Genomic DNA, 25794 nt, shown 5'->3' on the forward strand with positions numbered 1-25794 from the left:
TTAAACGGTCCAGGGCGCGGCGCGCCCGGTGTCGATCTGATATTTGGCGATGGCCTCGGCCACGACCGCCGGCTTGATGGCGCCCTCATCGGCGAGCGCCTTGAGTGCAGCGACGGCGACGTAGTGCCGGTCGACCTCGAAGAACTTGCGGAGCTTCACGCGATAGTCGCTGCGCCCGAACCCGTCCGTGCCGAGCACCACATAGCGGCGTCCGGCCGCCTGGACATGCTCGCGGATCTGGTCGGCGTAGTTGCGCATGTAGTCGGTGGAAGCGATAACCGGCCCTGCATGACCTTCGAGCTGCGCTTCGACCCAGCTCTTGCGTCGCGGCTCGGTCGGATGCAGCAGATTCCATCGTTCCGCCGCCATGCCGTCCCGACGTAGCTCGTTGAAGCTCGTCGCGCTCCAGACGTCGGCGGTGACGCCGAAATCGGCCTTGAGCAGGCCAGCCGCTGCGATCACCTCGCGCAGGATCGTGCCGGAGCCGACGATCTGGACGCGCAGTTCCTTCTTCGCCGCCTCGCCGCCGTCCTTGAGCAGGTAAAGCCCCTTGAGAATTCCCTCCTCGGCGCCCTTGCCGGCATCGGCCAGCGCAGGATGCGGATAATTCTCGTTCATCAGGGTGATGTAGTAGTAGACGTCCTCTTGCGCCTCGTACATGCGGCGCATGCCTTCGCGCACGATCGTCACGACCTCATAGGCGAAGGTCGGATCGTAGGACACGCAGTTCGGAATGGTCGCCGCGAGGACGTGGCTGTGGCCGTCCTCGTGCTGCAAGCCTTCGCCGTTGAGCGTGGTGCGGCCGGCCGTGCCGCCGAGCAGGAAGCCACGCGCGCGCATGTCGCCGGCAAGCCAGGCGAGATCGCCGACGCGCTGAAGCCCGAACATCGAATAGTAGATGTAGAACGGGATCATCGGCACGTTGTTCGTGCTGTACGAGGTCGCCGCGACGATCCAGCTCGACATCGCGCCGCCTTCGTTGATGCCCTCCTGGAAGACCTGTCCGCTTCTGTCCTCGCGGTAATACATCAGCTGATCGGCATCCTGGGGACGGTAGAGCTGGCCCACCGACGAATAGATACCGAGCTGGCGGAACATGCCCTCCATGCCGAAGGTGCGGGATTCGTCCGGCACGATCGGCACGATGTGCTTGCCGATGACCTTGTCGCGCACGAGCGAGCCGAGCATCTGCACGAAGGCCATCGTGGTCGAGATCTCGCGCTCGCCAGTGCTCTCGAGCAGGCGCTGGAAGGTCGAGAGCGGCGGAATTTGCAGGGACTCGGACTTGCACCGACGCTGCGGCAGGCTGCCGCCGAGCTTCTCGCGCTGCGCCCGGAAATATTTCATCTCGGGGCTGTCGTCCGGCAGGCGAATGAAGGGGACCTTGGCGAGGTCCTCGTCGGCAACCGGCACCTGGAAGCGATCGCGAAAGCCGCGCAGCGCATCCTGCGTCATCTTCTTGGCCTGGTGGGCGATCATCTGGCCTTCGCCAGATTCGCCCATGCCAAAACCCTTGACGGTCTTCGGCAGGATGACCGTGGGCTGTCCCTTGTGATTCACGGCGGCGGTGTAGGCCGCAAAGACCTTCTCCGGATCGTGGCCGCCGCGCGCGAGCTGCCAGATCTCGTCGTCACTCATATCGGCGACGAGCTGCTTGGTTTCCTCGTACTTGCCGAAGAAGTGCTCGCGAATGTAGGCGCCGCTCTTGCTCTTGAAGTCCTGGTATTCGCCGTCGACGCATTCGTCCATGAGCTGGAGCAGCCGCCCGCTCTTGTCCTTTTCCAGCAGGCGATCCCAACCCGAGCCCCACAGCACCTTGATGACGTTCCACCCGGCGCCGCGGAAGACGCTTTCGAGCTCCTGGACGATCTTGCCGTTGCCGCGAACGGGCCCATCGAGACGCTGGAGGTTGCAGTTGATGACGAAGATCAAATTGTCGAGCTTCTCGCGGCCGGCGAGCGAGATCGCGCCGAGCGATTCCGGCTCGTCGGTTTCGCCGTCGCCCATGAAGGCCCAGACCTTGCGGTTCGCCGTCTCGGCCAGGTTGCGATTCTGGAGATATTTCAGGAACCGCGCCTGATAGATCGCCATCAACGGCCCGAGGCCCATCGACACCGTGGGGAACTGCCAGAAGTCCGGCATCAGCCAGGGATGCGGATAGCTCGACAGGCCCGTGCCGCCGGTCTCCTGCCGGAAGCTGAGGAGCTGCTCCTCGCTCAGCCGTCCTTCGAGAAAGGCGCGCGCATAGATGCCGGGCGAGCTGTGTCCCTGCACAAGGATCAGGTCGCCGCCGTGACCCTCGGTCGGCGCATGCCAGAAATGGCCGAAGCCGATGTCGTAGAGCGTTGCGGCCGATTGGAAGCTCGCGATATGGCCGCCGAGCTCCGAGCTCTCGTTGTTGGCACGCAGCACGATCGCGAGCGCATTCCAGCGGATGATCGAGCGCAGCTTGTGCTCGATGGCACGGTCGCCCGGCAGTGGCGGCTGCTGGCTCAGCGGGATCGTGTTGCAGTAGGGCGTCGTCAGCGTCTGCTGAATGCCGAGCCCACCGCTGCGCGCGGCGGCAATGACGGCGTTGACGACGAATTCGGCGCGCTCGCTGCCGCGGTGACCACGGATCGCCGACAGTGCATCCAGCCACTCCCGGGTTTCGAGGACGTCCTCGTCTTGCTGGTCGGCCATAACATCCTTCCCCATTCTGGTCGTATTGTTTCAGCTTCAGGATTTCGATCCCAGATCAAGCTGCCAGCTGTTAGCAACTTCGCAATCTAGGCGGGTGGGCATATTTTCCCGTCAGCCTGTTCGTTGGGCTCCATTGAACGGCGACGGTGTCGAACGCATTACTCGCCGGCCAGTTGGGGCGCCACATCCAAGAGGATATTGGCGCCCGCCACGAGGTCGCTCTCAGGCGTGAACTCCTTCGGGTTGTGGCCGATACCGGCGATGTTTGGCACAAAGATCATTGCCGTCGGCGCAATGCGCGCGATCATCTGAGCATCGTGCCCCGCGCCCGGAGGTCATGCGGCGCCTGGCCAGCCCACGGTCTTTGGCGGACTGCTCGATCAGCTTCACGATACGCTCGTCGAACTTGAGAGGTTGGTCAGGGTTCGCATCGGCGTGGCGCTAATCTCACGCAGAGTAAGCACACGCGCAGCCCGGTCGGCAGCGGCGCGACCAAGCGTCTCGGCGTCCCGCGGCTGGCCATGCATGGGCAGGGTATTCGGCAGGTAGGGGTCAGCCATCGGGACTTCCTCTCTCCCAGCGGCAAACCTTATGGCAAAGGAGGCGAGAAATGCGCTAAAAGATGCCACCTAAAATGCAACTTTATCTTGTCTAGGCCCGCCCAGGTGATTTGTCTGATCGGCCTGCGCAATTGCTTGCTATTCAAGGGGCATTGTCTCGCTGCTCATAATCTCCGTGATGCCAAGGCTCTTGGCGTCCGCGCCGTCCAACCGCTTACCAGGTTGCAGGTTGGCTGATGACGAGCATATTGCTTCATCCGACGGAGCCGATCATGAAGGCGCCGCAATAATGCAATTCGCGTAGGCGACTCGCTCTGCTGCGGGACGGGAGGCGCAATCTCGCCTTCCTAATGGAGGGACGGATGAGCAAGAAGTCAACGATCGGCCGCGTCGCCTTGGGGCACCTTCTCACGGCCCCCGTTTTGAGGCTAATAGGGCCCCGAGAACCGCCCCGATCACGTGCTCGCTCATCCGGCCGGGTAGGCCTCGTTATCCGGTTCTTGTCCATCAGGCCGCGGCTTTGCTCCACGCTTTCTCCAGACGCTTCCTCGCGGTCACGCCCTTGCGCTTCGCTAATCCTTCGCCGTCATCAGGCTGGATAGACTTCCGGCTCCAAGCGTCATTCGTGCTCGGCACACACACAAAAAAGCCCCGATGTGAGCCGGGGCTTTTGCATTGCTTGCTGCAGCAATCAACCCGCGGCCTTCGCCTCGCGGCGGCGTGCGGTGAGAATGTACTCGGTGTAGCCGTTCGGCTGCTCGCGGCCCTTGAAGATCAGGTCGCAGGCGGCCTTGAAGGCGACGCCGTCGAACGCGGGTGCCATCGGCTTGTAGATCGCGTCCCCGGCATTCTGCTTGTCGACGACGACGGCCATGCGCTTCAGCGACTCCATCACCTGCGCCTCGGTGATCACGCCCTGGTGCAGCCAGTTGGCGAGATGCTGGCTGGAGATACGCAAGGTGGCGCGGTCTTCCATCATGCCGACATCGTGGATGTCGGGCACCTTGGAGCAGCCGACGCCCTGGTCGATCCAGCGCACGACGTAGCCCAAAATGCCCTGGCAGTTGTTGTCGATCTCCTGCTTGACGTCGTCAGGCGCCCAGTTCGACTTCGACACCGGAATGGTGAGGATGTCGGACAGCTTTCCGCGCGGGCCGCCCTTGGTGAGCTCCTGCTGGCGGGCGATGACGTTGACCTGGTGGTAGTGCAGCGCGTGCAGCGTCGCCGCGGTCGGCGAGGGCACCCAGGCCGTGGTGGCGCCGGCCTGCGGATGGGCGAGCTTCTGGACCAGCATGTCCGCCATCTTGTCGGGCGCCGCCCACATGCCCTTGCCGATCTGGGCATGGCCGGGCAGGCCGTCGATCAGGCCCGTGTCGACGTTCCAGTCCTCATAGGCCTTGATCCAGGCCTGCGCCTTCATCTCGTTCTTGCGGATCATGGGACCCGCTTCCATCGAGGTGTGGATCTCGTCGCCGGTGCGGTCGAGGAAGCCGGTGTTGATGAACATGATGCGCTTGGAGGCGCGCTGGATGCAGGCCTTGAGGTTGACGGTGGTGCGCCGCTCCTCTTCCATGATGCCGACCTTGAGCGTGTTCTCGGGCAGCGAGAGCATCTTCTCGACGCGATCGAAGATCTCGCAGGTGAACGACACCTCGTCCGGGCCGTGCATCTTCGGCTTGACGATATAGGCCGATCCGGTGCGGCTGTTCCTGACCTTGGAATTGCCCTTGAGGTCGTGGATTGCGAGCAAGCCCGAGACGGCGGCGTCGAGCAGGCCTTCGGGGACTTCCTCGCCGGCCTCGTCCAGCACCGCATCGGTGAACATGTGGTGACCGCAATTGCGCATCAGCAGCAGGCTGCGGCCGTGCAGCTTGACGTCGCCCTTGCCGTCCGGCGTCTTGTAGCTGCGGTCGGCGTTGAGCGCGCGCGTCAGCGTCTTGCCACCTTTTTCGAAGTCCGCCGACAGCGTGCCGTTCATCAGGCCGAGCGTGTTGCGGTAGACCTGAACCTTGTCCTCGGCATCGACCGCGGCGACCGAGTCTTCCATGTCGAGAATGGTCGAGACGGCGGCTTCCATGATCATGTCGGCGACGCCGGCCGGATCGTCCTTGCCGATCGCGCTGTTGCGGTTGATCGTCACCTCGACATGCAGGCCGTTGTTGACGAGCAGCACTGCGGACGGAGCGGACGCATCGCCCTCGAAGCCGGCGAACTGCGCGGCGTTCTTCAGCGCCGTCGCATTGCCGCTCTTCAGCTTCACCGCGAGCTGGCCGGCGACCACGCTGTAGGCGGTGACGTCGGTGTGGCTTCCGGTGGCGAGCGGCGCGGCCGCATCGAGGAAGGCCTTTGCCTTGGCGATCACCTTGTCGCCGCGCGCCTTGTTGTAACCCTTGCCGCCCTCGGACGGATCATGCGGGATCGCGTCGGTGCCGTAGAACGCGTCGTAGAGCGAGCCCCAGCGCGCGTTCGCGGCATTGAGCGCATAGCGGGCGTTGGTCAGGGGCACGACAAGCTGCGGGCCGCAGATCTTGCCGATTTCGTCATCGACATTGGCAGTCTCGACCTTCTGCGTCGCCGGCTCGGGGACGAGATAGCCGACCTCTTTCAGGAAGGCGGTATAGGCATTGAGGTCGAACGGTTTGCCCTTGTTGGCGCGGTGCCAGTCGTCGATCTTGGCTTGCAGCGCGTCGCGCACACGTAGCAGGGCGCGGTTCTTCGGTCCCAAATCTCTGACGATGGCGGCGAGCCCGGCCCAGAACGCGTCCGGCGCGATCCCCGTCTGCGGGGCGGCCTTCTTTTCGATGAAGTCGAACAGGACGGGGGCGATCTTCAATCCATGGGCGTCGACGCGTTTCATGATGGGCTTTCTTGTTGGAAATGGTGTTTTTGGCCGCTTTCGGTCCGAAAGCAGCAAATTGCACCCGCATGCGACCCCATCCTGTAGCAATGCCGCAGAATGGGGCAGCACGTCACACAGCCGCCTTGTGAGATGTTGTCGGATCATCAAACGGGTGCGGGTCTATTTGGCCTCGTAGCGTGAAGCCGCTTGTCGATCGAGCGGACCAGGCTGGTCGCGGAAATCGCGTCGTCGATCCGCGGACCAAGGCCTGGTTCGTCGAGCGCTATTGCGCTGTTTGATTGATCCGCTGCTTGTCCTCGAAAACGGCCATGGCAGCATCGACACCTCCGCCGCGATGAGGCGCGCCGGCAGCGGTAAGGCCCATCTCCACTCCGGACAGCGCGCCGAGCAGGCTGAGCTCGTTGCACTCGCCGAGATGACCGATGCGGAAGACCTTGCCGACGACCTTGCCCAAGCCAGAACCAAGCGAGACGTTGTACTTCTCGAGCGTGATCTTGCGGAAGCGATCGGCGTCATGGCCCGGGGGCATCAACACCCCGGTCAGAACGGGCGACTGCTCGGCCGGATTTTGACAGAGCACTTCAAGGCCCCACGCTTCGACCGCGGCGCGACACGCCGTCGCGAGACGCTTGTGTCGAGCGAAGACGTTGTCGAACCCCTCCTCTTTCAGCATCTCGAGCGCTTCTTTCAGCCCGTAAAGCAAGTTGGTGGCGGGAGTGTACGGAAAGAACCCGGCATTGTTGTGCTTCAGCATCTCCTGCCAGTCCCAAAAGGACCGGGGCATCTTGTTGTCCTTCGACGCAGTCAACGCCTTTTCAGAAATCGCGTTGAAGCCCAATCCAGGAGGAAGCATCAATCCCTTCTGAGATCCGGAGACCGTCACGTCGACCTTCCATTCATCGTGGCGGTAGTCGACCGACGCCAGCGAGGAGATGGTATCGACCATGAACAAGGCGGGATGCTTCGCTGCATCGATGGACTTGCGTATCTCGGCGATTCGGCTGGTCGCTCCCGTGGAGGTCTCGTTATGCACGACCATCACGGCTTTGATGCTGTGCGATTTGTCCTCCAGCAGTTTTGCTTCGATTGCTGCTGGCTCGGCGCCATGGCGCCAGTCGCCGGGAACGAAGTCGACCTCAACACCGAAACGCGTAGCGATCTGCTTCCAAAGCGTTGCGAAATGCCCCGTCTCGACCATGAGAACCTTGTCGCCCGGCGACAAGGTATTGACGATGGCAGCTTCCCAGGCGCCGGTGCCGGATGAGGGGAAAATAATGACGGGCTGCTTCGTCTTGAACACGTCCTTGCAGCCCTCGAGCACGCGATTCCCCAACTCGGCGAATTCGGCGCTCCGATGATCGATGATGGGCATCGCGATCGCGCGCAGGATGCGGTCGGGTATCGGGCTAGGTCCGGGAATCTGCAAAAAGTGGCGACCCTGCATGATGATTTCCTCCAAACGGGGCTAGAGCGCTGACTAGCGGTATGTCACCCACTTTTTGCATTCATTTATTGGGAAGTCAATCTATATTAAGAATTCAAAAATTGACTATGCGACCTCGACAACTTCTCCCGGCGGGCCTACCGATACGAGATGACAGACACCGCACTTGAACCGCCCGAAGATCAGGCAACCTCAGCAGCCCACGGGGATGACAAAGGCCCCGGCTCATTGCACGACGAGCTGCTTGGCAAGCTTCGGGATTTCATCGTCGAGGGCAATCTTGCCGACGGAGCACGCGTTCCCGAACGAGCCCTATGCGAGCTGTTCAACATTTCGCGGACTCCCCTGCGCGAGGCCCTGAAGGTGCTGGCCGCCGAAGGCCTGATCGAACTGCTTCCCAATCGCGGCGCACGCATCCGCGCCTTGAGCCCCGACGACATCCGGGACCTCTTCGACCTCATGGGAGGGCTCGAGGCGCTCGCAGGGCGACTGGCCTGCGAGCGCATAACGGACGAAGAAATCGCCGAAATCGAGCAGATTCACCACGATATGTACCGCCATTACCTTCGGCGCGACATGCACGAATACTTCCGGAGCAATCAGGCCATCCACCAAAAGATCCTGGCGGCCGCTCGAAATCCCAGCCTAACGGCGACCTACGCCAACCTGTCTGGCCGGATCCGGCGGGTACGCTACACGGCCAATCTGGCTAGAGATCGCGATCGCTGGGGCGAAGCCATGCGTGAACATGAGGCCGTTCTGGACGCGCTCCGCCGCCGGTCCGGGGGCGAATTGGCCAACATTCTGTTCGCTCACCTCAGAAACAAGCGAAAGGCCGCGCAAGGCCAGACCTAGGACGCCCTCCTCTTCCACCCGCTCACCACCGCTACTGCGGCTGCCGAGTACTATGTCGGCATCTTTTCGAACTTATACTTCAATATTGCATTCAAAATTCTTTCGCTCTAGTGTCCCGCGAACACGCCGGCTGATCGGAAGCTGGCGCCTTGCATAGAAACCGAGCGAGGAGCGCAGGTGGGGACCGAAGCCCGACGGTGGGCACTCCTGTCGGCGATCCACCCCATTCTTCCGTCTCCGGGGCGCTCCAGGATTGAAGGCACGCCATGAATCAGACCGCATTCGCAGGCCGCTACCGCTACGACGTCGACTTTGAAAGGCGGCTGGTTCGAGCGATGGAGGGCGAGGTCCGCTTCGATGCATTCACCCGCGGACGGTATGCGACAGACGCCTCGATCTATCAGATCATCCCCCAAGGCGTCGCTTTTCCAAAAACCGAGACAGACATCGCCGCGGCACTGACAATTGCTGCCGAACACGGCGTCCCCGTGATCGCACGTGGCGGCGGCACTTCTCAGAATGGCCAACCGATCGGTAATGGCCTCGTGCTCGACCTGAGCCGCTACTTCAATGCGATCCGCGAATACGATCCCGCGGGCCGCTCGATCTCAGTCGCTCCCGGGATCGTTCTCGAGGCACTCAACACCTTCGTCAAGAAAGACGGCCTGTTCTTCCCAGTCGAGCCATCGACGGCGAGCCGCTGCACGATCGGCGGGATGACAGGCAACAATTCTTCCGGTGCCCGCTCGCTCAGATACGGCAAGACCGTCGACAATGTCATCGCACTCAAGGCCATGTTCAATGATGGCGAATCCTTCACGCTAAGTGATCGACCGATCGGCGATAACTCATCTTCGCGCACCCGCGATTTGATGAACCGGATGCTTGCGCTGGCAGAGCGCCATAGATCCGAGATCGAGACTATCTTTCCGAAGGTCCAGCGTCGCGTCGGCGGCTATAGTCTCGATGAATTGCTGGCGGTGCGGCCCAACCTCTCGCACCTGCTTGTCGGCTCGGAAGGCACCCTTGCAATCACGACGGAAGCGACACTGCTTCTCTCGCCGCTGCCCCGGCATCGCGTAATGGGCGTCTGCCATTTTCCGAACTTTCGTGCTGCCATGGAGACAACCCAACATCTCGTCGCGCTCAATCCCGTGGCGGTCGAGCTGGTCGACAACAATGTTCTGGTTCTCGGCGCGGACATCCCGCTCTTCATCCGCACTCTCAACGATATCACGAGAGGAAAGCCGAACTGCCTGCTCCTGGTCGAGTTTGCTGGGGATGATCTTTCCCAACTGAAAAGCTACCTGAAACGCCTGGATCAATGCATGGCCGACCATGGCTTTGCGGACGCTGTGGTCGAGGTCGTCGAACCAGACCGACAGAAGCGAGTCTGGGAAGTTCGAGAAGCCTGTCTGAACATCATGATGTCGATGAAGGGGGACGGAAAACCCGTCTCGTTCATCGAAGATTGTGCCGTTCCTCTGGAGCACCTGGCCGATTACACGGATGCGGTGACGGCCCTGTTCGAGAAGCACGGAACGCGCGGAACCTGGTATGCCCACGCGTCCGTCGGCTGCCTCCATGTGCGTCCCATCCTGAACATAAAGACCGAAGAGGGCGTCAAGGCGATGCGAGCCATCGCCGAAGAAGCGTGCGACCTTGTGAGACGATTCAAAGGGTCGTTCTCAGGCGAACACGGAGATGGCATCTCCCGCTCAGATTTCATCGAGCCGATGTTTGGCGGATCGCTCACACGCGCCTTCGAGGAGGTCAAGGACGCGTTCGACCCCGGAAACCGGCTCAATCCGGGCAAGATCATCCGACCCTATCACATGGACGATCGCAGCTTGATGCGCTTTCCGCCGGAGTATCGCGCCTCCGTTCCCGCGAAGACGGCACTCGACTGGTCCGAATGGGGCGGCTTCGGCGGCGCCGTCGAAATGTGCAACAACAACGGTACATGCCGGAAGATGGCGGGAGGCACGATGTGTCCGTCCTGGCGCGTCACGCGGCAAGAGCAACACCTCACCCGAGGCCGGGCAAATACGTTGCGGCTCGCGATCTCCGGACAACTCGGTCAGGATGCCCTAACCTCTCCAGAGATGAAGGAAACGCTCGACCTTTGCGTCTCCTGCAAGGGTTGCAAGCGTGACTGCCCCACGGGCGTCGATATGGCGCGGATGAAAATCGAATTCCTACACCACTACCATGGTCGACACGGCCTGCCGCTTAAGGAGCGACTGATCGCATATTTGCCGCGCTATGCACCACTTGCTGCAAAGCTCGCCCCTCTCATGAATTTGCGTGACCGTATACCCGGCCTGGCGTGGGTAACTGAACGCTGGCTCGGGTTTTCGGCGCGACGTACGTTGCCTGTGTGGCGTTCCCCCTGGCGCGACAAGCGTCGTCAAGCTTCGCCATCGGATGTCGTGGGAGACGGACGCGACGTGGTGCTCTTCGGCGACACCTTCAACCGGTACTTCGAACGCGAAAACCTGGAAGCGGCTGAGAAGGTACTACAGGCCGGCGGATACCGGATGCATCATGTCGCGGCAAAGGATGGCGGGCGGCCGTTGTGCTGCGGACGAACCTTCCTTTCGGCAGGCCTTGTAGAGGAGGCCCGCCTGGAAGCTAGGCGGACTGCGGAAGCCCTTGTGCCATTCGTATCCAGGGGAGCGAAGATCGTCGGGCTCGAACCCTCGTGTCTGATGACGTTCCGTGACGAGTTTGCCGCCCTCCTGCCGAAGGCAGAAGTTGCGCCATTGGCGAGAGCGGCAAGGCTGCTCGAGGAATTGCTGGCCGACGATCTCGTCGCAGGTGCTACAACCTTGTCTTTCCGGGACCAAGGAGGGCGGACCGTGCATCTGCACGGTCATTGTCATCAAAAGGCGTTCGACGCGATGGGAGCGGTGGAAAAGACGTTGCGGGCTGTCCCAGGACTCGACGTCAAGCCTATCGAGTCCAGTTGTTGTGGCATGTCCGGCGCATTCGGTTACGGAGCAGCCACGATCGACATCTCGATGGCGATGGGCGAGTTGTCCCTTTTCCCCGCCGTCCGCCAGGCAGCCCCTGAAGATCTCGTCGTCGCGGACGGCACAAGTTGTCGCCATCAGATCTGGGACGGAGCCGCCCGAGAAGCCGTTCACGTCGCGCGCGTGCTGGCAATGGCGCTCGACGATTGATCGAAGTGGGCGATCTACGTCGTCGTCTTGTCGGTGGGCAACTTTAAGCCCATCGACGCCTTGACGCGATCCATGACCACCATGGTCTTGAAATGCTTGACGTTGTGATTTTCGAAGAACAACCGCTTGGTAAGTTCTTCGTAATCTCTCATCGAAGCAATGCTGATCACCAACATGAAATCCATGTCGCCAGTAATGTAGTAGCATTGCTGGACTTCGGGAGTTGCTTTGAATGCCTTCTTGGCAGCCTCGAGCAGATCAAGACGCTCGTTTTCTATGTGGACTTCCACGAGAAGTGTGATCGGTAGTCCCACAGTTTCTGGATCAAGGATGGCGACGTTGCTTTGGATGACGCCACCCTTCTGAAGCCTGCTGATCCGGCGTTGAACAGCGGCAGCGGAGAGATTGACCATGTCTCCGACAGTGCGTTGCGGAGTCGTGTTGTCGCGCTGAAGAATTTCGAGGATTGCTAGATCATATTGATCGAGGTCATCCACCCCGAGCTTCTTCGGCATCAACGCCTCCATCGTCCAGTAAGCCTCTCAAGCTAAAAGCTTTTTTGAGCCCGCGCGCAATATGTTTTCGACGAGAATCCCCTCATCTCGGTCCTCTCGCCGCTCCCCTTTCGTTTGATAACCCCGACCTGAGCTGCGGCACGCCCCCGAAATGGCGCTCCGAGCGGTTTCGAGTGAACCACCACATTTCGTTCGGCCGATGCCGAGAAAACGAGGGAAGATTGCATTCGGCAGCTTGAATCCGAGCGCACAACTCGGCGGCGCCGCAATACTGATCACGTCTGAATATGCACATTCTTGAGGCACAAGAACCGCGACGCAGGGAGCGGCGGCCTGAGGTCGAAGTCGGCGATTCTTCCTTTCCGGAGTTCTGATGTCTAACGTTGCCCAACCGACCATGAGGGAAGCTGCGGTCGCCGCCGCGCGAAACTATGTCGTGGACGGCGGCTTTACGGCCGAGATGGCCCCTCGCATTGCTATCCGCAGCGAAAGCCCGCGAGAAGACTGCCGCGACGACAACCTTCACTACTTGAACAAGGAAATGCGTCCGCTCCTGGAGCGGATGGGTTTTTCATGCCAAGTCCTCGAGAACCCGATCGCACCGCGTCTACCGGCTATGTATGCCGAGCGGATCGAAGATCCGAGACGCCCCACCATTCTGATCTACGGCCACGGCGACGTTCTGTGGGGCATGAGTGGCGACTGGAAGGACGGCCGCGATCCCTGGATACTGGATGAAGCCGGAGGACGCATCTACGGCCGAGGCACTGCGGACAACAAGGGTCAGCACTCAATCAACCTGGCTGCCTTGCGCATCGTGCTGGACAAACGCGGTCAGCTTGGGTTCAACACCAAAGTGCTCATCGAGATGGGCGAAGAGACCGGCTCGCTCGGGCTGGCCGAACTCGCAAGAAACTACCGCGATCTGCTCAAGTCAGACTGTCTTATCGCTTCCGACGGCCCCCGTTTGGCAGCAGGTGCTCCGACCTTGTTTCTCGGCGGTCGAGGCAGCGTTGGTTTTCGTCTGACCTGCGAGATCCGTGAAGGAGCATATCATTCCGGAAACTGGGGTGGCCTGCTCGTCAATCCCGGCATCAGGCTTGCCCATGCGATCGCCACTATTACCGATCCGACCGGCCGCATCGCGATCCCAGAATGGACTCCGAAGCGCATGCCGCCCGAGGTCGGCGCAGCCCTGAAAAAAATCGTCCTCGAAACAGGCCCCGATGACCCGGCGATTGACGACAACTGGGGTGAGCCGGGCTTGGCAGGCGCGGAACAGGTCTATGGCTGGTGCAATTTCGAGGTCCTGGCCTTCCTTTGCGGCCGGCCTGATGCGCCCGTCAATGCCGTGCCAGGGACCGCTCAAGCAACATGTCAACTGCGCTACGTCGTTGGCGTCGATCCTGAGAAGGTGCTTCCCGCATTGCGCGCTCATCTGGATGCGCGAGGGTTCTCCGACGTGAAATTCGAGGAAATCAAGGAAGACTTCTATCTTGCGACCCGGACCAGCCTCGACAACCGCTGGGTTCAGTTCGCTCTCTCGTCGATGAAAACGACGCTCGGTCGCGAAGCATCTTTGTTGCCTAACTTTGGCGGATCGCTGCCAAACGAGGTATTTGCCGAGATCATCGGCATGCCGACCCTTTGGATCCCGCACTCCTATCCTTCCTGCTCCCAGCACGCACCGGACGAGCACATGCTCGTCAGCGTGGCGGAGGAAGGAATGCAAATCATGACGGGCCTGTTCTGGGATCTCGGAGAGGCTGCGATCCAAGACGGGCAACCAGTCGCATCGGCGGCGGCCTGAAGCCAGCTGGTCCCAGCCAGACCTAATCGGTGATGCCGCAAGGCGTCGCCCAAGACAACAAAAACAAAGCATCATCCAAACAGGAAGGATCGACTATGGAGACGTTCGGAAACTCTCACACGCGCGCTGGCAGGCCGCATTCAAAGCTGGCGGTCACACTTGGTGCCGCAGTCCTGGTAGCTGCGATGGCAATCGCTCCGTTTAGCGCCCAGGCGCAAACCCAGAGCGGCCAGGGTGGCTCTGCGTCAGACAAGGTCGACACCCTCGGAGCCATCAAGGCTCGCGGATACTTCATCTGCGGCGTGGCAGGCGATCGGCCAGGCTTCAGCTTCCCGGACGGCAAAGGCGTGATGCAAGGGCTGGATGCGGACATCTGCCGCTCAGTCGCAGCCGCGATCTTCGGTGATCCGGAAAAGATTCGCTTCACCTCCCTCACCAGCTTGACGCGCTTTCCTGCACTCCAATCCGGCGAAGTCGACATGCTGGCTCGCTTCACCACGTGGACGCTCACTCGCGAAGCCAGCCTGGGTCTCGACGTCGCCTCTGTCTATTTCTACGATGGCCAGGGTTTCATGGCGAAGAAAAGCCTTGGCGTAAAGAGCGCGCTGGAGCTCGATGGTGCTACCGTCTGCGTGACGCAGGGCTCGACAAGCGAAGCCAACATGGTCGACTTCTTCCGCGCCCACAATCTCGCACTGAAGCCTATCGTCATCGAAAAGATCGAACAGGTCCGCGATGCGTTGGCAAACAACCGATGTGACGCCTATACGAACGATTCCACGCTACTCGGCTCCCTGAAACTTTCGATGGGCCCGGCCGGCGACGAATACATTCTTCTTCCCGACGTCATATCAAAGGAGCCCCTCGGAACCTTCGTCCGCAAGGGCGACCAACGGTTCTTCGACATAGTTCGCTGGACCTACATCGCCATGCTGACCGCCGAGGAGAACGGCATCACCAAGACCAATATCGACACCTTCCGGAAGACACGCGATCCACAGAATCAGCGTTTCATGGGAGAGACTGGCGATCTAGGCGCCGCCCTTGGGCTGGATGCGCAATGGGCCGTCAACGTAATCAAGGCCGTCGGCAATACCGCCGAGCTGTGGGACCGCACCATCGCCGGCCTGGGCATTCAGCGCGGCGTAAACCGCCTCGCGAAGGATGGTGGTCTTCAATACGCTCCCCCGATGCGGTGATACCGCTCGCGAGCGGCAGCGAGAGGAAGGCCTTCCGGCGATCCTCTCGTCTTCCCCTCGGGAGAAGCACCCTCAATTTGACTCACTCATTGCAGTTCGTGGCAGAGCGACATGACGGCACTCAACAACGACATACAAGCGCACAATCGTCGGGCAACAATGCTGGGCTCGTTTGTTTCAAACGTCGCCGTTCGTAGATTCATCTGGCAAGCGCTCGCCGCGCTTGCCCTGTTTGGAAGCGTCTTCTGGCTCGCTGCCAATCTCCACCACAATCTTGCAGCGCGCAACATCGCATCAGGTTTCGGCTTCCTTACTCGCGAAGCGGGTTTGCCTATAGCCGAACACTTGATCGCTTACACGCCGGCAGATAGCTATTTCCGCGCACTTCTCGTAGGGACCCTGAATACGCTTTCGGTCGCGTTCTGGAGCATCATCCTTGCGACCATTCTCGGCACCGCAATCGGCGTCGCGCGCACTTCGAAGAATTGGCTGCTCGCCAAGCTTTCTTCCATTTACGTCGATCTATTCCGGGACGTCCCGCTCCTGCTCCAGCTCTTTCTCTGGTACACCATCCTTCAGAAACTTCCGCCCGTGCGGCAAGCTCTAAATCCCGTCGCCGGTGTTTTTCTGTCAAATCGCGGATTGAGCTTTCCCGTTGTGGATTGGCAAGCCGCGCATGGTTGGACACTGCTCGCCTTTGTTCTCTGCCTCCTGGCAACGACGCTGTACGCGAAGCGAGCGTCGCGCAAGCAACTGGAGGAAGGGCGCGCAAAGTCGTTCTGGCCGGTAGCCATCATCCTTTTGGTCATCATCCCGCTCGTCGTCGGGTTCTCGCTCGGCGCATCGACTAACCTTGATATGCCTCAGCCAAAGGGCTTCAACATTCGCGGCGGCGTCACCGTTTCTCCGGAATTCTTCGCGCTTCTCGTAGGTCTGGTCATCTACAATGCTGCGTTCATCGCCGAAATCGTCCGATCGGGGCTCGAATCGGTGGGCCGAGGGCAGCACGAAGCGGCTCGCGCCCTCGGGCTCCATCCGAAAAACATTCTGACTTGGATCGTATTTCCGCAGGCCCTGCGCGTCATTGTTCCTCCGTTGACGAGCCAGTATCTGAATGTGACCAAAGGCTCCTCCCTCGCCGTCGCGATCGGCTACCAGGACATTGTGTCCGTCGCAACGACCTCGATGAATCAGACCGGCCAGTCCATCGAGCTCGTGGGCGTCATCATGGGCGTCTATCTGACGATCAGTCTTTCGATCAGTCTTCTGATGAACATCTACAACGCCCGCGTGGCGCTGGTGGAGCGCTGACCATGACCGCTTTGGTTGAACATATCGTCAATCCGACGCTCATTGAAGCGCGCGAACGCCCGGAATTGATCGGTGGCGGTTTCTTCGCTTGGGCGCGAGAGAAACTCTTCTACTCGTGGCTTTCCTCGCTCACGACATTGGTCTTGCTGGCGGCCATGGCGAAGGTCGGAATCTCGCTGTTCCAATGGGCTTTTTTGGACGCCGTGTGGAGTGTTCCAGCCGGTCCACAGGGCCCCATTACCGATAGTTGTAGAGCGCTGGGAAGTGGAGCTTGCTGGGCAGTCATCAGAGAGAAGTACCGCTTCATCCTGTTCGGTACATACCCCTTCGAGCAGCATTGGCGGCCGGCGATCGTCATTGCCCTTTTCGTTGGATTGTTTGTCGTGTCTGCGATGAAGCGGTTCTGGCGCATCGAACTCGCAGCACTGTGGGGCCTCATGCTCCTCCTGATCGGCTTGCTCATGTGGGGCGGCATATTCGGGCTCACATTCGTTTCCCAGGCGAACTGGGGCGGCCTGGCACTTACGCTCATCATTGCGACCATCGGGGTGGCGATTGCGTTTCCGTTGTCGGTCTTGGTGGCCCTTGGCCGACGCTCGGACCTTCCATTCATCAAATGGCTCTGCGTGGCCTATGTCGAAGTCATTCGCGGCGTCCCTCTGATCACCCTTCTTTTCATGGCAAGTGTCATGTTTCCGCTGTTGATGCCCGAAGGCGTCAATCTCGACAAACTTGTGCGAGCCCAGATCGCCATCATCCTCTTCTTCGCTGCGTATCTGGCGGAAGTCGTGCGCGGCGGCCTGCAAGCGCTTCCGAAGGGGCAGTACGAGGCCGCATATGTATTGGGGCTTTCCTATTGGCAGACTTCAAGACGGATTGTGCTTCCGCAAGCCTTGCGGACCGTCATTCCGCCGCTCGTCAACAACTTCATTGGATTCTTCAAGGACACCTCTCTGGTCCTGATCATCGGCCTATACGACCTTCTGCACTCGGCACAGGTCGCCGTCGCCGAGCCGGCCTGGCAGGGATTTGGCGTGGAGACTTACATCTTTGCCGGCCTGATCTACTTTGCCTTCTGCTTCGCAATGTCGAGATACAGCCAATGGCTGGAATTCGGCCTCAACATGCTTAGACACCGCTGATCATTGATCACCCAAAAGGCATCTTGATCGTCATCCACGTGCAAGAGCCAGATACGAGGAAAGGGACTTCAAGTGATCCAACCAATGATCGCCGAGACTGATCCGACAACGAAGGCAACTGCCGTTTCGATACAGAAGGTCAACAAGTGGTACGGCAGCCTGCACGTACTTCGTGACGTCGATCTCGATGTGGCGGCCGGCGAACGAGTCGTGATCTGCGGGCCTTCAGGCTCGGGGAAGTCCACGCTTATCCGCTGTATCAACAATCTTGAGGAACATCAGCAGGGCAAGATCGTCGTCGACGGCATACAGGTCGACCACAACATCGCCCATCTGGACGCCATTCGCCGGGAAGTCGGGATGGTGTTCCAAAGCTTCAATTTATTCCCGCATCTGACCGTTCTCGAAAACTGCACGCTTGCACCTATGCTCGTGCGAGGCGTCGCTCGCCCAGACGCGGAAGCTCAGGCGAGGGCATACCTGGAGCGTGTCCGTATTCCGGATCAGGCCAATAAGTTCCCCGGCCAACTCTCGGGCGGACAGCAACAGCGCGTCGCCATCGCCCGAGCTCTGTGCATGAAACCCAAGATCATGCTGTTCGACGAACCGACCTCTGCGCTCGACCCTGAAATGGTCAAGGAGGTGCTCGACACGATGGTGTCGCTCGCCAAGGACGGAATGACGATGATCTGCGTCACGCACGAGATGGGATTCGCGCGCGAAGTCGCCGATCGCGTCGTGTTCATGGACCACGGGCAAATCGTCGAGTCAGGCAGCCCGCATTCCGTATTTGGTCAGCCGAGGACGGATCGCCTGAAGCTGTTCTTGGGGCAAGTTCTCAGAGAGCACTAGCCTTCTGACGTGGCAACTCGGCCAGATCTAATGACACGAGGGGCGCAGCTGCTTGACGTGGCCAGTCTGGAGTCGACCTCTTGGTCGCCATGACTCGTGCGATTGGCGCAAGTGCACCTGCTCGAGCGTATCAACGAACCAGGTGCAACAGGTCGAGACCGCGCCTCCGCCGCGTTGCCGCTACAGACGCCTGTCGCGAAGGACGAGACCTTCCTTGTGGTGAGCCGCAGATGGCGGACTTGCGCGTCGAAAGCGACCGAATTGACAACGTTTGCAGCGCTTGGGAGCCGAAATGAGCGATTGGGGTATACAAAAGGCCGCCCTGGGGGAGCGCCTCGCGGCCGGCCAACAGCACGCCAGGGGGAAGGTCGTCCCGATCCCCAGCCTTCCCGCATTCCTGAAGGCCGTGATCCGGTCAGGCGACCGGGTGTGCCTGGAGGGCGACAACCAGAAGCAGGCCGACATCCTCGCCTCGGCCCTCGCGAACCTCGATCCCCGCCACGTCCACGACCTGCACATGGTGCAATCAGGCGTGGTCCTGCCCTCGCATCTCGACATCTTCGAGAAGGGCATCGCGCGGCGGCTCGACTTCTCCTATTCGGGCCCGCAATCGGCGCGCATCGCGCGCATGCTGTTCGGCGGCAAGATCGAGCTCGGCGCCGTCCATACCTATCTCGAGCTGTTCGCGCGCTACTTCATCGACCTCACGCCGAACGTCGCGCTGATCGCCGCAGTCAGCGCCGACAAGGACGGCAACCTCTATACCGGGCCGAACACCGAGGACACGCCGACCGTCGTCGAGGCAACCAGCTACAAGAACGGCCTCGTCGTGGCGCAGGTCACCGAGATCGTCGACAAGGTGCCGCGTGTCGACATCCCGGGCGACCTCGTGCATTTCGTGGTCGAGGCGGGTCGCCCCTTCTACGTCGAGCCGCTGTTCACCCGCGACCCCGCCGCTATCACCGAGACCCAGATCCTGACGGCGATGCTCGCCATCAAGGGCATCTACGCGCCCTACGGCGTGCGTCGGCTCAATCACGGCATCGGCTTCAACACCGCCGCGATCGAGCTGCTGCTGCCGACCTATGGCGAGAAGCTCGGCCTCAAGGGCAAGGTCTGCACGCACTTTGCGCTCAACCCGCATCCGACCATCATCCCGGCGATCGAAGCCGGCTGGGTCGAGCAGATCCACTGTTTCGGATCGGAAGTCGGCATGGAGGATTACGTCGCCGCGCGCTCCGACGTGTTCTTCACCGGCCCCGACGGCTCGCTGCGCTCGAACCGGGCGTTCTGCCAGACCGCGGGCCTCTATGCCTGCGACATGTTCATCGGATCGACGCTCCAGATCGACCTGGAAGGCCACAGCTCGACAGTAACAACCAGCCGCATCGCCGGCTTCGGCGGCGCGCCCAATATGGGCTCCGATCCGCGCGGCCGCCGCCATCCGAGCGAGCCCTGGCTCAAGGCCGGCGCCGAGGCTGATCCTGACTCCAACGCAGCGCTGCGCCGCGGCCGCAAGCTGGTGGTGCAGATCGGCGAGACCTTTGGCGAGCGCAACACGCCTTTGTTCGTCGAGCGGCTCGACGCGCTCGATCTGGCGCAGGAGCTCAAGCTCGATCTGGCGCCTGTCATGGTCTACTCCGACGACGTCACCCACATCGTCACCGAGGAAGGCATCGCCAACCTCCTGATGTGTCGCAGCAAGGACGAGCGCGAGCAGGCCATCCGCGGCGTTGCCGGCTACACCGACATCGGCCGCGCGCGCGATGCGAAGCTGGTCGACCAGCTCAGGCAACGCGGCGTGATCCGGCGTCCCGAAGATCTCGGCATCGATCCGCTCGACGCCGACCGGCGCCTGCTCGCGGCCCGCTCGATCAAGGACATCATGCTGGCCTCCGGCGGTCTCTACCGCCCGCCCAGCCGCTTCCGCAACTGGTGAGGAGTTTTGCATGGAAAAGCTCAGCTTCAGACTGACTGCACCGAACCGCGCCGGCGGCACCCGCGCGCAGACGATCGTCGGCGTCGTCGCCTCCGGCAATCTCGAAGTGCTGCTGGAACGCAGCCTCCCGGCCGGTACCTGCACGATCGACATCGCAACCGCGGCCCACGGCTTCGGCGCCGTGTGGGACGCCGTGGTCCGCGATTTCGTCGCGCGCCGCGCCGCGGGGGGCTTGCGCATCTCCATCAATGATGGCGGCGCCCGGCCCGACACGGTCGCGCTGCGATTGGCCCAGGGCGTCCGCAAGATCGAGGAGCCGGAACGATGACAGCCGCCACCGCCAATGATGTCCCGCTGAGCTGGTACGAGGCGAGCGCCCGGCAGCGCATCGACGCGCTAGTCGATGCCGGCAGCTTCTGTGAGTTCATCGGCCCGGAGCTGCGCGAGATCAGCCCGCATCTTGCGATCTTCAACCTGCCGGAGCAGTTCGACGACGGCATCGTTATCGGCCGCGGCCGGCTCGACGGCGCGCCGGTCCTCGTCGCCGCGCAGGAAGGCCGCTTCATGGGTGGCGCCTTCGGCGAAGTCCATGGCGCAAAGCTCACCGGCCTCTTGCGCGCCGCCCGCGCGCTCAAGCAGGACGTGGTGATCCTGTTCGACACCGGCGGCGTGCGGCTGCAGGAAGCCAATGCCGGCGAGCTCGCGATCGCGGAGATCATGCGCGCGGTGATCGAGGCGCGGCACAGCGGCATCAACGTCGTCGGCCTGATCGGCGGGCGCGCCGGATGCTATGGCGGCGGTAGCCTGATCGCCGGCACCTGCTCGCGCCTCATCATCTCCGAGCAGGGACGGCTCAGCGTCAGCGGCCCCGAGGTGATTGAGACCAACAAGGGCATCGAGGAATTCGACTCGCGCGACCGCGCCCTGGTCTGGCGCACCATGGGCGGCAAGCACCGCTATCTCATCGGCGGCGCCGACATTTTCGTCGACGACCAGGCGCTGGCGTTCCGCGAGGCGGCGATCGCTACGCTGGCGATCAGGAGCAGGTTCGATCCGAACGTCCTCCAAGCGGAGCAGAAGCGGCTCGAGCGCCGGCTGCACCGTTTCGGTGACGTCGAGGACGCCATCGAGATCTGGGAGGTTCTCGGCATAGACCAGCCGACGGGGATCCCCGCGCTTCCGACCGGCGCCTTCCTTCGCGCCGCTAACAAAAGGGAGAACGCCGATGACGCTCGATGACATCCTGGCCAGCCTCTTTCCAAACGGCAGCGATGTCGAGACCGTCGGCCCCATGATCGCGGGAAAGGCCCTTCTGCCCGACGGACGGCTAATCCACGTACTCGGCATCACCCAGGGACAGCCGCTCGGCGTCGAAGAAGCCATTGCGCTTGCTGAGCGCGTGATTGAAATCATCGCGACGAGAGATCGGACACCGATCCTGCTCCTGGTCGATTCCGCCAGCCAGCGCATGAGCAAGCGCGACGAGCTGCTTGGCCTCAGCGAATATCTGTCGCATCTCGCCAAGGCGCTGCTGGTGGCCGAAGCCGAAGGACACCGCACCATCGGCCTGCTCTATGGCGGCAGCGCCGCCGGCGCATTCATCGCCACCGCGCTTACCACCGGCACGCTGGTGGCGCTGCCCGGCGCGCATCCCGCGGTGATGGATCTGCCGTCGATGGCACGGGTGACCAAGCTTCCGATCGACGTCCTCAAGGCCAAGGCGGAGGCGACGCCGGTGTTCGCGCCCGGGCTCGACAACATGGTGCGAACGGGCGGCGTCCACGTCGTCTGGGACGATGCTGTGCCGCTGGCGCCGCAGCTTGCCGCCGTGCTGCAGCGGCCCCAGGGACAAGATGATCGCGGCCGGCTCGGCGCCGAGCGCGGCGGACGGCAAAAGGCCGCCGAGCTCGCCGAGCGCGTTGCGCGCGCCGCCGCCTCACCCCAGGATGCACGACGTGCCTGAGCCCCTCGCGCGCCACAGCATGGTGAAGGCCTCGGCGGCGGGATGGGCCGCGGTGATGAACCGCTATCCCGATCTTGCCAGCGAGCCGATCGTCGCGGGCTGGGCGCATGCGGGACGGCCACTCGTCGTTCGTCGGCCGGCCTGCAGCGATACCGCAGGCCTCGTTCCGGTCGGCCTGCCGCTGCCGCCGAGCCATGGCAAGCGGCGCATTGCGGTCTCGCTCGCGACTACCGATATTGTCGCGTCCGCGCCGCCTCCCTTGCTGGCCGACGCCGCCAGTGCGGCGCCCGCGGCCTGGCACGCGACGATCGAGAAGCTGCTTGAGCTTCTGCCCGAGACCCGTACCTATGGCAGCCTGGCGTGGCAGCATCTCACTGGCCTGCCCTATCTTTCTGACAGCTCGGACCTCGACCTGCTCTGGCCGCTGTCGTCAGCCGATCAAGTTGGAACTCTGTTGTCGGACCTCGCGCGGATCGCAAAGCAGGCGCCAATGCGGCTGGACGGTGAGATCACAGGTCCCGCCGGCGGGGTTCAATGGCGCGAGCTGACCGGCGCTGACGCGGACGAAGTCCTCGTGAAGGGCGAGAGAGGCGTCACCACGACGACGCGCGCGGCCTTTCTCGCGGGTCTCGTGTCATGACCATCGCGCTCAGGTGGCAATCACGGCCGGACCGCGCGCTTCATGCGGAGCAGCTCGGTCATCTCGCATCGCTCTGCCTGAAGCTCGAAGTCGAGACCTATCCGAAGCCGGGGCTCGTCAGCCATGTCGACAACGGCGCGCATCGCGACATGGACGCCGCGCTATTGTGCCTGAGCGCCGAGACTCTGATGCCGTTCTTCGGCGAGCTCGCCGCTGCAGGCGCCGAGGGCGCCGGCATGAAGCGGCTGCGCGCGATCGGCGTTGCCGCGGAGCGCGCGATGCTGGCTGCAACAGATGGCGTCAACACGCATCGCGGCGCGATCTTCGGGCTGGGTCTGCTCTGCGCTGCGGCCGGATACCGGAATGCCGTCGGCTTTCGCAAGTCGCTCGGACGGCTGGTTTCGGAGCGCTGGGGCGACGACATCCTGTCGGGACCGGTCTCGCTGCGCAGCCATGGCGCGGTCGCCTCGCGGCGCTACAGCGCAGGCGGCGCCAGGGCGGAAGCCGCCGACGGTTTTCCGTCAGTCTACGACATCGCCCTGCCCGCGCTGCATGAAGCGCGCAAGCTCGCACCCCAAGACGAGGACGCCGCGCGCGTCCAGACCTGCATGAGGCTGATCGCCGAGGTCACCGACACCAATCTCCTGCATCGGGGCGGAGCGGAAGGATTGCGCTTCGCGCAAGAGAGCGCTTCCGGATTTCTCGGCGCCGGCGGCATCGGATCGCGGGATTGGCACCGACGCGCGGCCGACATTCACCAGGCGTTCGTGTCCCGCAATCTCAGTCCCGGCGGCTCCGCGGACCTGCTCGCGATGGCGCTGTTCGTCGATCGGCTGGAAGTCTGATGCTGGCCCTGCTCTGCGGCGGACAAGGTACGCTCTCGGACACGATCTTTGATCTTGTTGCGGACCAGCCCGCTGCGGACTCGATTTTCGCCGCGGCGACCACTCTTCTCGGCGAGGATCCCCGGGACTTCGTCAGGACGCGGGCCGCGGACGAACTGTCCGTCAATCGCTCCAGCCAGATCCTGACCGTGACATCGACACTCGCGATCCACGCCTGCATCGCCGACCTGCTGACCGAAGAGACCGCGGTCACCGGCTATAGTGTCGGCGAGATGGCGGCCTGGAGCATCGCGGGAATCTGGAGCGCGGACGAAGCGTTGCGGCTCACTGGTATTCGAGCGCGCTTGATGCGAGAGACCGCGGGCCCCGATGGCCGCCTGGGTTACGTCCGCGGGTTTGAGCCGGCTACGCTTGAACCGCTGCTTGCAAAGCACCGCTGCGAAATCGCGATCAAAAATCCCGACCTGCTTGTCGTGATCGGAGGCGCGGAACGGGATGTCATTGCGCTCTGCGAGGAGGCCGCCAACGACGGCGCGCGCACCGGCCTGCTCGCCGTCGAGATCGCGTCACACACGACGAGGCTCGCGCAGGCCTGCAAACCGCTGCAACAGGCGCTCGATACCAGCAGGCACGCGGCCATCGCAGGCCAGCGCGTCCTGCTTGCCGGCGGCGACGGCGAACGCATCTTCCAGGTCGCCGCGGCCACCGCGAAACTGGCAAACCAGGTCGCCCATCCCATCGACTGGGCGGCAACGCTGGAGGCGCTCGCGGAACTGGGCGTCACCGAAGTGCTGGACCTCGGCCCCGGCCATGCGCTGGCCGAGATGATGCGAGCATCTCAGCCGTCCATCCGCTGCTACGCCGCCGACGGATTTCGCACCATCAGCGGCCTACGCAACTGGGTTGCCGCCAGATAGCCGAAAGCACCATCGCGAGCTACCCCAAACGCGGATAGTTCACATCGTGTTGCCGGACGACGCTTCGGACTCCGAGCTATTCGTCGACTGTCAAATTGACCTGTGTTTTGGGGAGGTCCAGTCTGAATTCGCCTTCTCTGCTTCAACTACTGGACAATAGCGCTAACAAGCTCACGATCCGCCCGTAGATGTGCGCTTGACGGTTTCCGACGGATAGGCACCGAACGCCGCACGGTATTGTGAGGCGAAGCGGCCCCTATGCGTAAAGCCCCACTTCAAAGCGACCTCGTACACGGGCAGCTGGTTCACAGGGCTCGATAGTTCCGCATGCACAGCGTCCAGCCGGATTCGCCGTAAGTAAGCAGCAGGCGTTGTATCGCAAAACCTTCGGAATCCGAGCTGCAAGGAGCGCTCGCTCACGCCGATGGCGTCCGCTATGTCGATCATCGTCAGCGGCAAATGAAGATTATCGTGCATGTGCTCGATTGCCTGCTGGATGTGCCGTGGTGTCGGGTCGGGCGCCCGCCGGTCCAGCTGACTGCTCAGTCGGTGGGGTACATGTTCGAAGACAAGCCGTAGGGTCGCTTCAGTTAGCAGCGCCATAGCTTTTGGCGAACGCTTCATGATCTGTGGATCATTCGTGCCTTGGACGATCGTGCGGGCAAACTGATGCAGGGCCCGTCCAGCGCCGGTCGAAAGATCGACAGTCGGAGCGAGGTCCAGGTTCATCAAGGCAGCCTTGCCAAACATTGCGTTCAACACCTTGGCGACCAATCTTGCCTCGAACTTCAGCATTACGTTCGAATAGCTCCCGTCAGCAGATGTCCTGACCTTGTGATCCCGTAGCGTCGGAAGCGCGACGAGAGCGACGGTTGACGTCGTCCGTTGCACAGATTTGACACCAACGACCATGTCAGCCGCGCCAGTGCCGAGAAAGCCGATCGCAAGATCTTCTTGAATAGCCGCGCATGAGAAGGACCAGTCGCCAGAGAATCGAGTCCTCATGACGCTGAAGTCTGGTCCCACGACTACCTCAGAGCGCCAACGGAATTCGGCAGCTCCCTTTGGCGGTGAG

Annotated in this window: 19 protein-coding genes and 1 pseudogene; 14 read left to right on the forward strand and 6 right to left on the reverse strand. The window is 62.1% G+C overall.

All coding sequences use genetic code 11. From position 1 onward, the window contains the following. The 4 genes and pseudogenes from aceE to YUU_RS0131385 form a co-directional block, all read right to left on the reverse strand. On the reverse strand, positions 1-2682 hold the full coding sequence (gene aceE, locus YUU_RS0131370; RefSeq protein WP_027525909.1) for a pyruvate dehydrogenase (acetyl-transferring), homodimeric type: 2682 nt from the start codon (positions 2680-2682) through the stop codon (positions 1-3). A gap of 158 nt (positions 2683-2840) precedes the next feature. Further along, positions 2841-3099 (reverse strand): annotated as a pseudogene (locus YUU_RS56885) (M20/M25/M40 family metallo-hydrolase); the annotation flags it as partial. A gap of 834 nt (positions 3100-3933) precedes the next feature. Beyond that, positions 3934-6099: a malate synthase G gene (locus YUU_RS0131380; RefSeq protein WP_027525910.1), complete on the reverse strand. Its 2166-nt coding sequence runs from the start codon at positions 6097-6099 to the stop codon at positions 3934-3936. Between the two features lie 265 nt (positions 6100-6364). After that, the gene (locus tag YUU_RS0131385; protein WP_035663872.1) at positions 6365-7546 is read right to left on the reverse strand and encodes an alanine--glyoxylate aminotransferase family protein; all 1182 of its coding nucleotides are present in this window, start codon (positions 7544-7546) and stop codon (positions 6365-6367) included. Between the two features lie 150 nt (positions 7547-7696). Between YUU_RS0131385 and YUU_RS0131390 the strand changes: the two genes are divergently transcribed. Both YUU_RS0131390 and YUU_RS0131395 read left to right on the forward strand, forming a co-directional pair. Further along, on the forward strand, positions 7697-8401 hold the full coding sequence (locus YUU_RS0131390; protein WP_027525912.1) for a GntR family transcriptional regulator: 705 nt from the start codon (positions 7697-7699) through the stop codon (positions 8399-8401). A 266-nt stretch (positions 8402-8667) separates the two neighbouring features. Continuing rightward, the gene (locus YUU_RS0131395; protein WP_027525913.1) at positions 8668-11586 is read left to right on the forward strand and encodes an FAD-binding and (Fe-S)-binding domain-containing protein; all 2919 of its coding nucleotides are present in this window, start codon (positions 8668-8670) and stop codon (positions 11584-11586) included. A gap of 14 nt (positions 11587-11600) precedes the next feature. On the opposite strand, the gene YUU_RS0131400 is transcribed toward YUU_RS0131395, so the two are convergent. Then, positions 11601-12101, reverse strand: coding sequence for an Lrp/AsnC family transcriptional regulator (locus tag YUU_RS0131400; RefSeq protein ID WP_027525914.1), 501 nt, complete (start codon positions 12099-12101; stop codon positions 11601-11603). Between the two features lie 373 nt (positions 12102-12474). Here YUU_RS0131400 and YUU_RS52380 point away from each other — a divergent pair, with 373 nt between their 5' ends. The 12 genes from YUU_RS52380 to YUU_RS0131460 all read left to right on the forward strand — a co-directional run bounded on the left by YUU_RS52380 (position 12475) and on the right by YUU_RS0131460 (position 24719). Continuing rightward, a complete protein-coding gene (locus tag YUU_RS52380; protein WP_245288151.1) occupies positions 12475-13911 on the forward strand; it encodes a M20 family metallopeptidase in 1437 nt (478 codons plus the stop codon). Between the two features lie 185 nt (positions 13912-14096). After that, positions 14097-15110 (forward strand): amino acid ABC transporter substrate-binding protein, encoded by a 1014-nt coding sequence (locus YUU_RS0131410; RefSeq protein ID WP_051389991.1) that lies wholly within the window; start codon positions 14097-14099, stop codon positions 15108-15110. A 111-nt stretch (positions 15111-15221) separates the two neighbouring features. Beyond that, entirely contained in the window at positions 15222-16421 is a 1200-nt protein-coding gene (locus YUU_RS0131415; RefSeq protein ID WP_084801631.1) for an amino acid ABC transporter permease, read from the forward strand. A gap of 2 nt (positions 16422-16423) precedes the next feature. Continuing rightward, a complete protein-coding gene (locus YUU_RS0131420) occupies positions 16424-17563 on the forward strand; it encodes an amino acid ABC transporter permease (RefSeq protein ID WP_027525917.1) in 1140 nt (379 codons plus the stop codon). A gap of 84 nt (positions 17564-17647) precedes the next feature. Continuing rightward, positions 17648-18415 (forward strand): amino acid ABC transporter ATP-binding protein, encoded by a 768-nt coding sequence (locus YUU_RS0131425; protein WP_051389987.1) that lies wholly within the window; start codon positions 17648-17650, stop codon positions 18413-18415. 292 nt (positions 18416-18707) lie between these two features. Next, on the forward strand, positions 18708-20354 hold the full coding sequence (gene mdcA, locus YUU_RS0131430) for a malonate decarboxylase subunit alpha (protein WP_027525919.1): 1647 nt from the start codon (positions 18708-18710) through the stop codon (positions 20352-20354). A gap of 10 nt (positions 20355-20364) precedes the next feature. Next, entirely contained in the window at positions 20365-20682 is a 318-nt protein-coding gene (mdcC, locus tag YUU_RS0131435) for a malonate decarboxylase acyl carrier protein (protein WP_027525920.1), read from the forward strand. Beyond that, complete coding sequence (locus YUU_RS0131440) at positions 20679-21593, forward strand: biotin-independent malonate decarboxylase subunit beta (RefSeq protein WP_027525921.1); 915 nt, start codon at positions 20679-20681, stop codon at positions 21591-21593. Before mdcC ends, YUU_RS0131440 begins: the two co-directional genes overlap by 4 nt. Then, positions 21580-22317, forward strand: a complete 738-nt coding sequence (gene mdcE, locus YUU_RS0131445; protein ID WP_027525922.1) for a biotin-independent malonate decarboxylase subunit gamma — start codon at positions 21580-21582, stop codon at positions 22315-22317. The genes YUU_RS0131440 and mdcE overlap by 14 nt, the downstream gene beginning before the upstream one ends. Then, positions 22301-22957, forward strand: coding sequence for a malonate decarboxylase holo-[acyl-carrier-protein] synthase (gene mdcG, locus YUU_RS0131450; protein ID WP_051389988.1), 657 nt, complete (start codon positions 22301-22303; stop codon positions 22955-22957). Before mdcE ends, mdcG begins: the two co-directional genes overlap by 17 nt. After that, positions 22954-23802 carry a triphosphoribosyl-dephospho-CoA synthase MdcB gene (mdcB, locus tag YUU_RS0131455; protein ID WP_027525924.1) on the forward strand — a complete coding sequence of 283 codons (849 nt, stop codon included), beginning with the start codon at positions 22954-22956 and terminating at the stop codon, positions 23800-23802. Before mdcG ends, mdcB begins: the two co-directional genes overlap by 4 nt. Continuing rightward, complete coding sequence (locus tag YUU_RS0131460) at positions 23802-24719, forward strand: acyltransferase domain-containing protein (RefSeq protein WP_051389989.1); 918 nt, start codon at positions 23802-23804, stop codon at positions 24717-24719. The genes mdcB and YUU_RS0131460 overlap by 1 nt, the downstream gene beginning before the upstream one ends. Before the next feature lie 171 nt (positions 24720-24890). Here YUU_RS0131460 and YUU_RS0131465 read toward each other — a convergent pair whose 3' ends face one another. After that, positions 24891-25745, reverse strand: coding sequence for an AraC family transcriptional regulator (locus YUU_RS0131465; RefSeq protein ID WP_245288152.1), 855 nt, complete (start codon positions 25743-25745; stop codon positions 24891-24893). Positions 25746-25794: the final 49 nt, after the last annotated feature.

The sequence above is a fragment of the Bradyrhizobium sp. Ec3.3 genome (assembly GCF_000472925.1).
Taxonomy (GTDB): domain Bacteria; phylum Pseudomonadota; class Alphaproteobacteria; order Rhizobiales; family Xanthobacteraceae; genus Bradyrhizobium.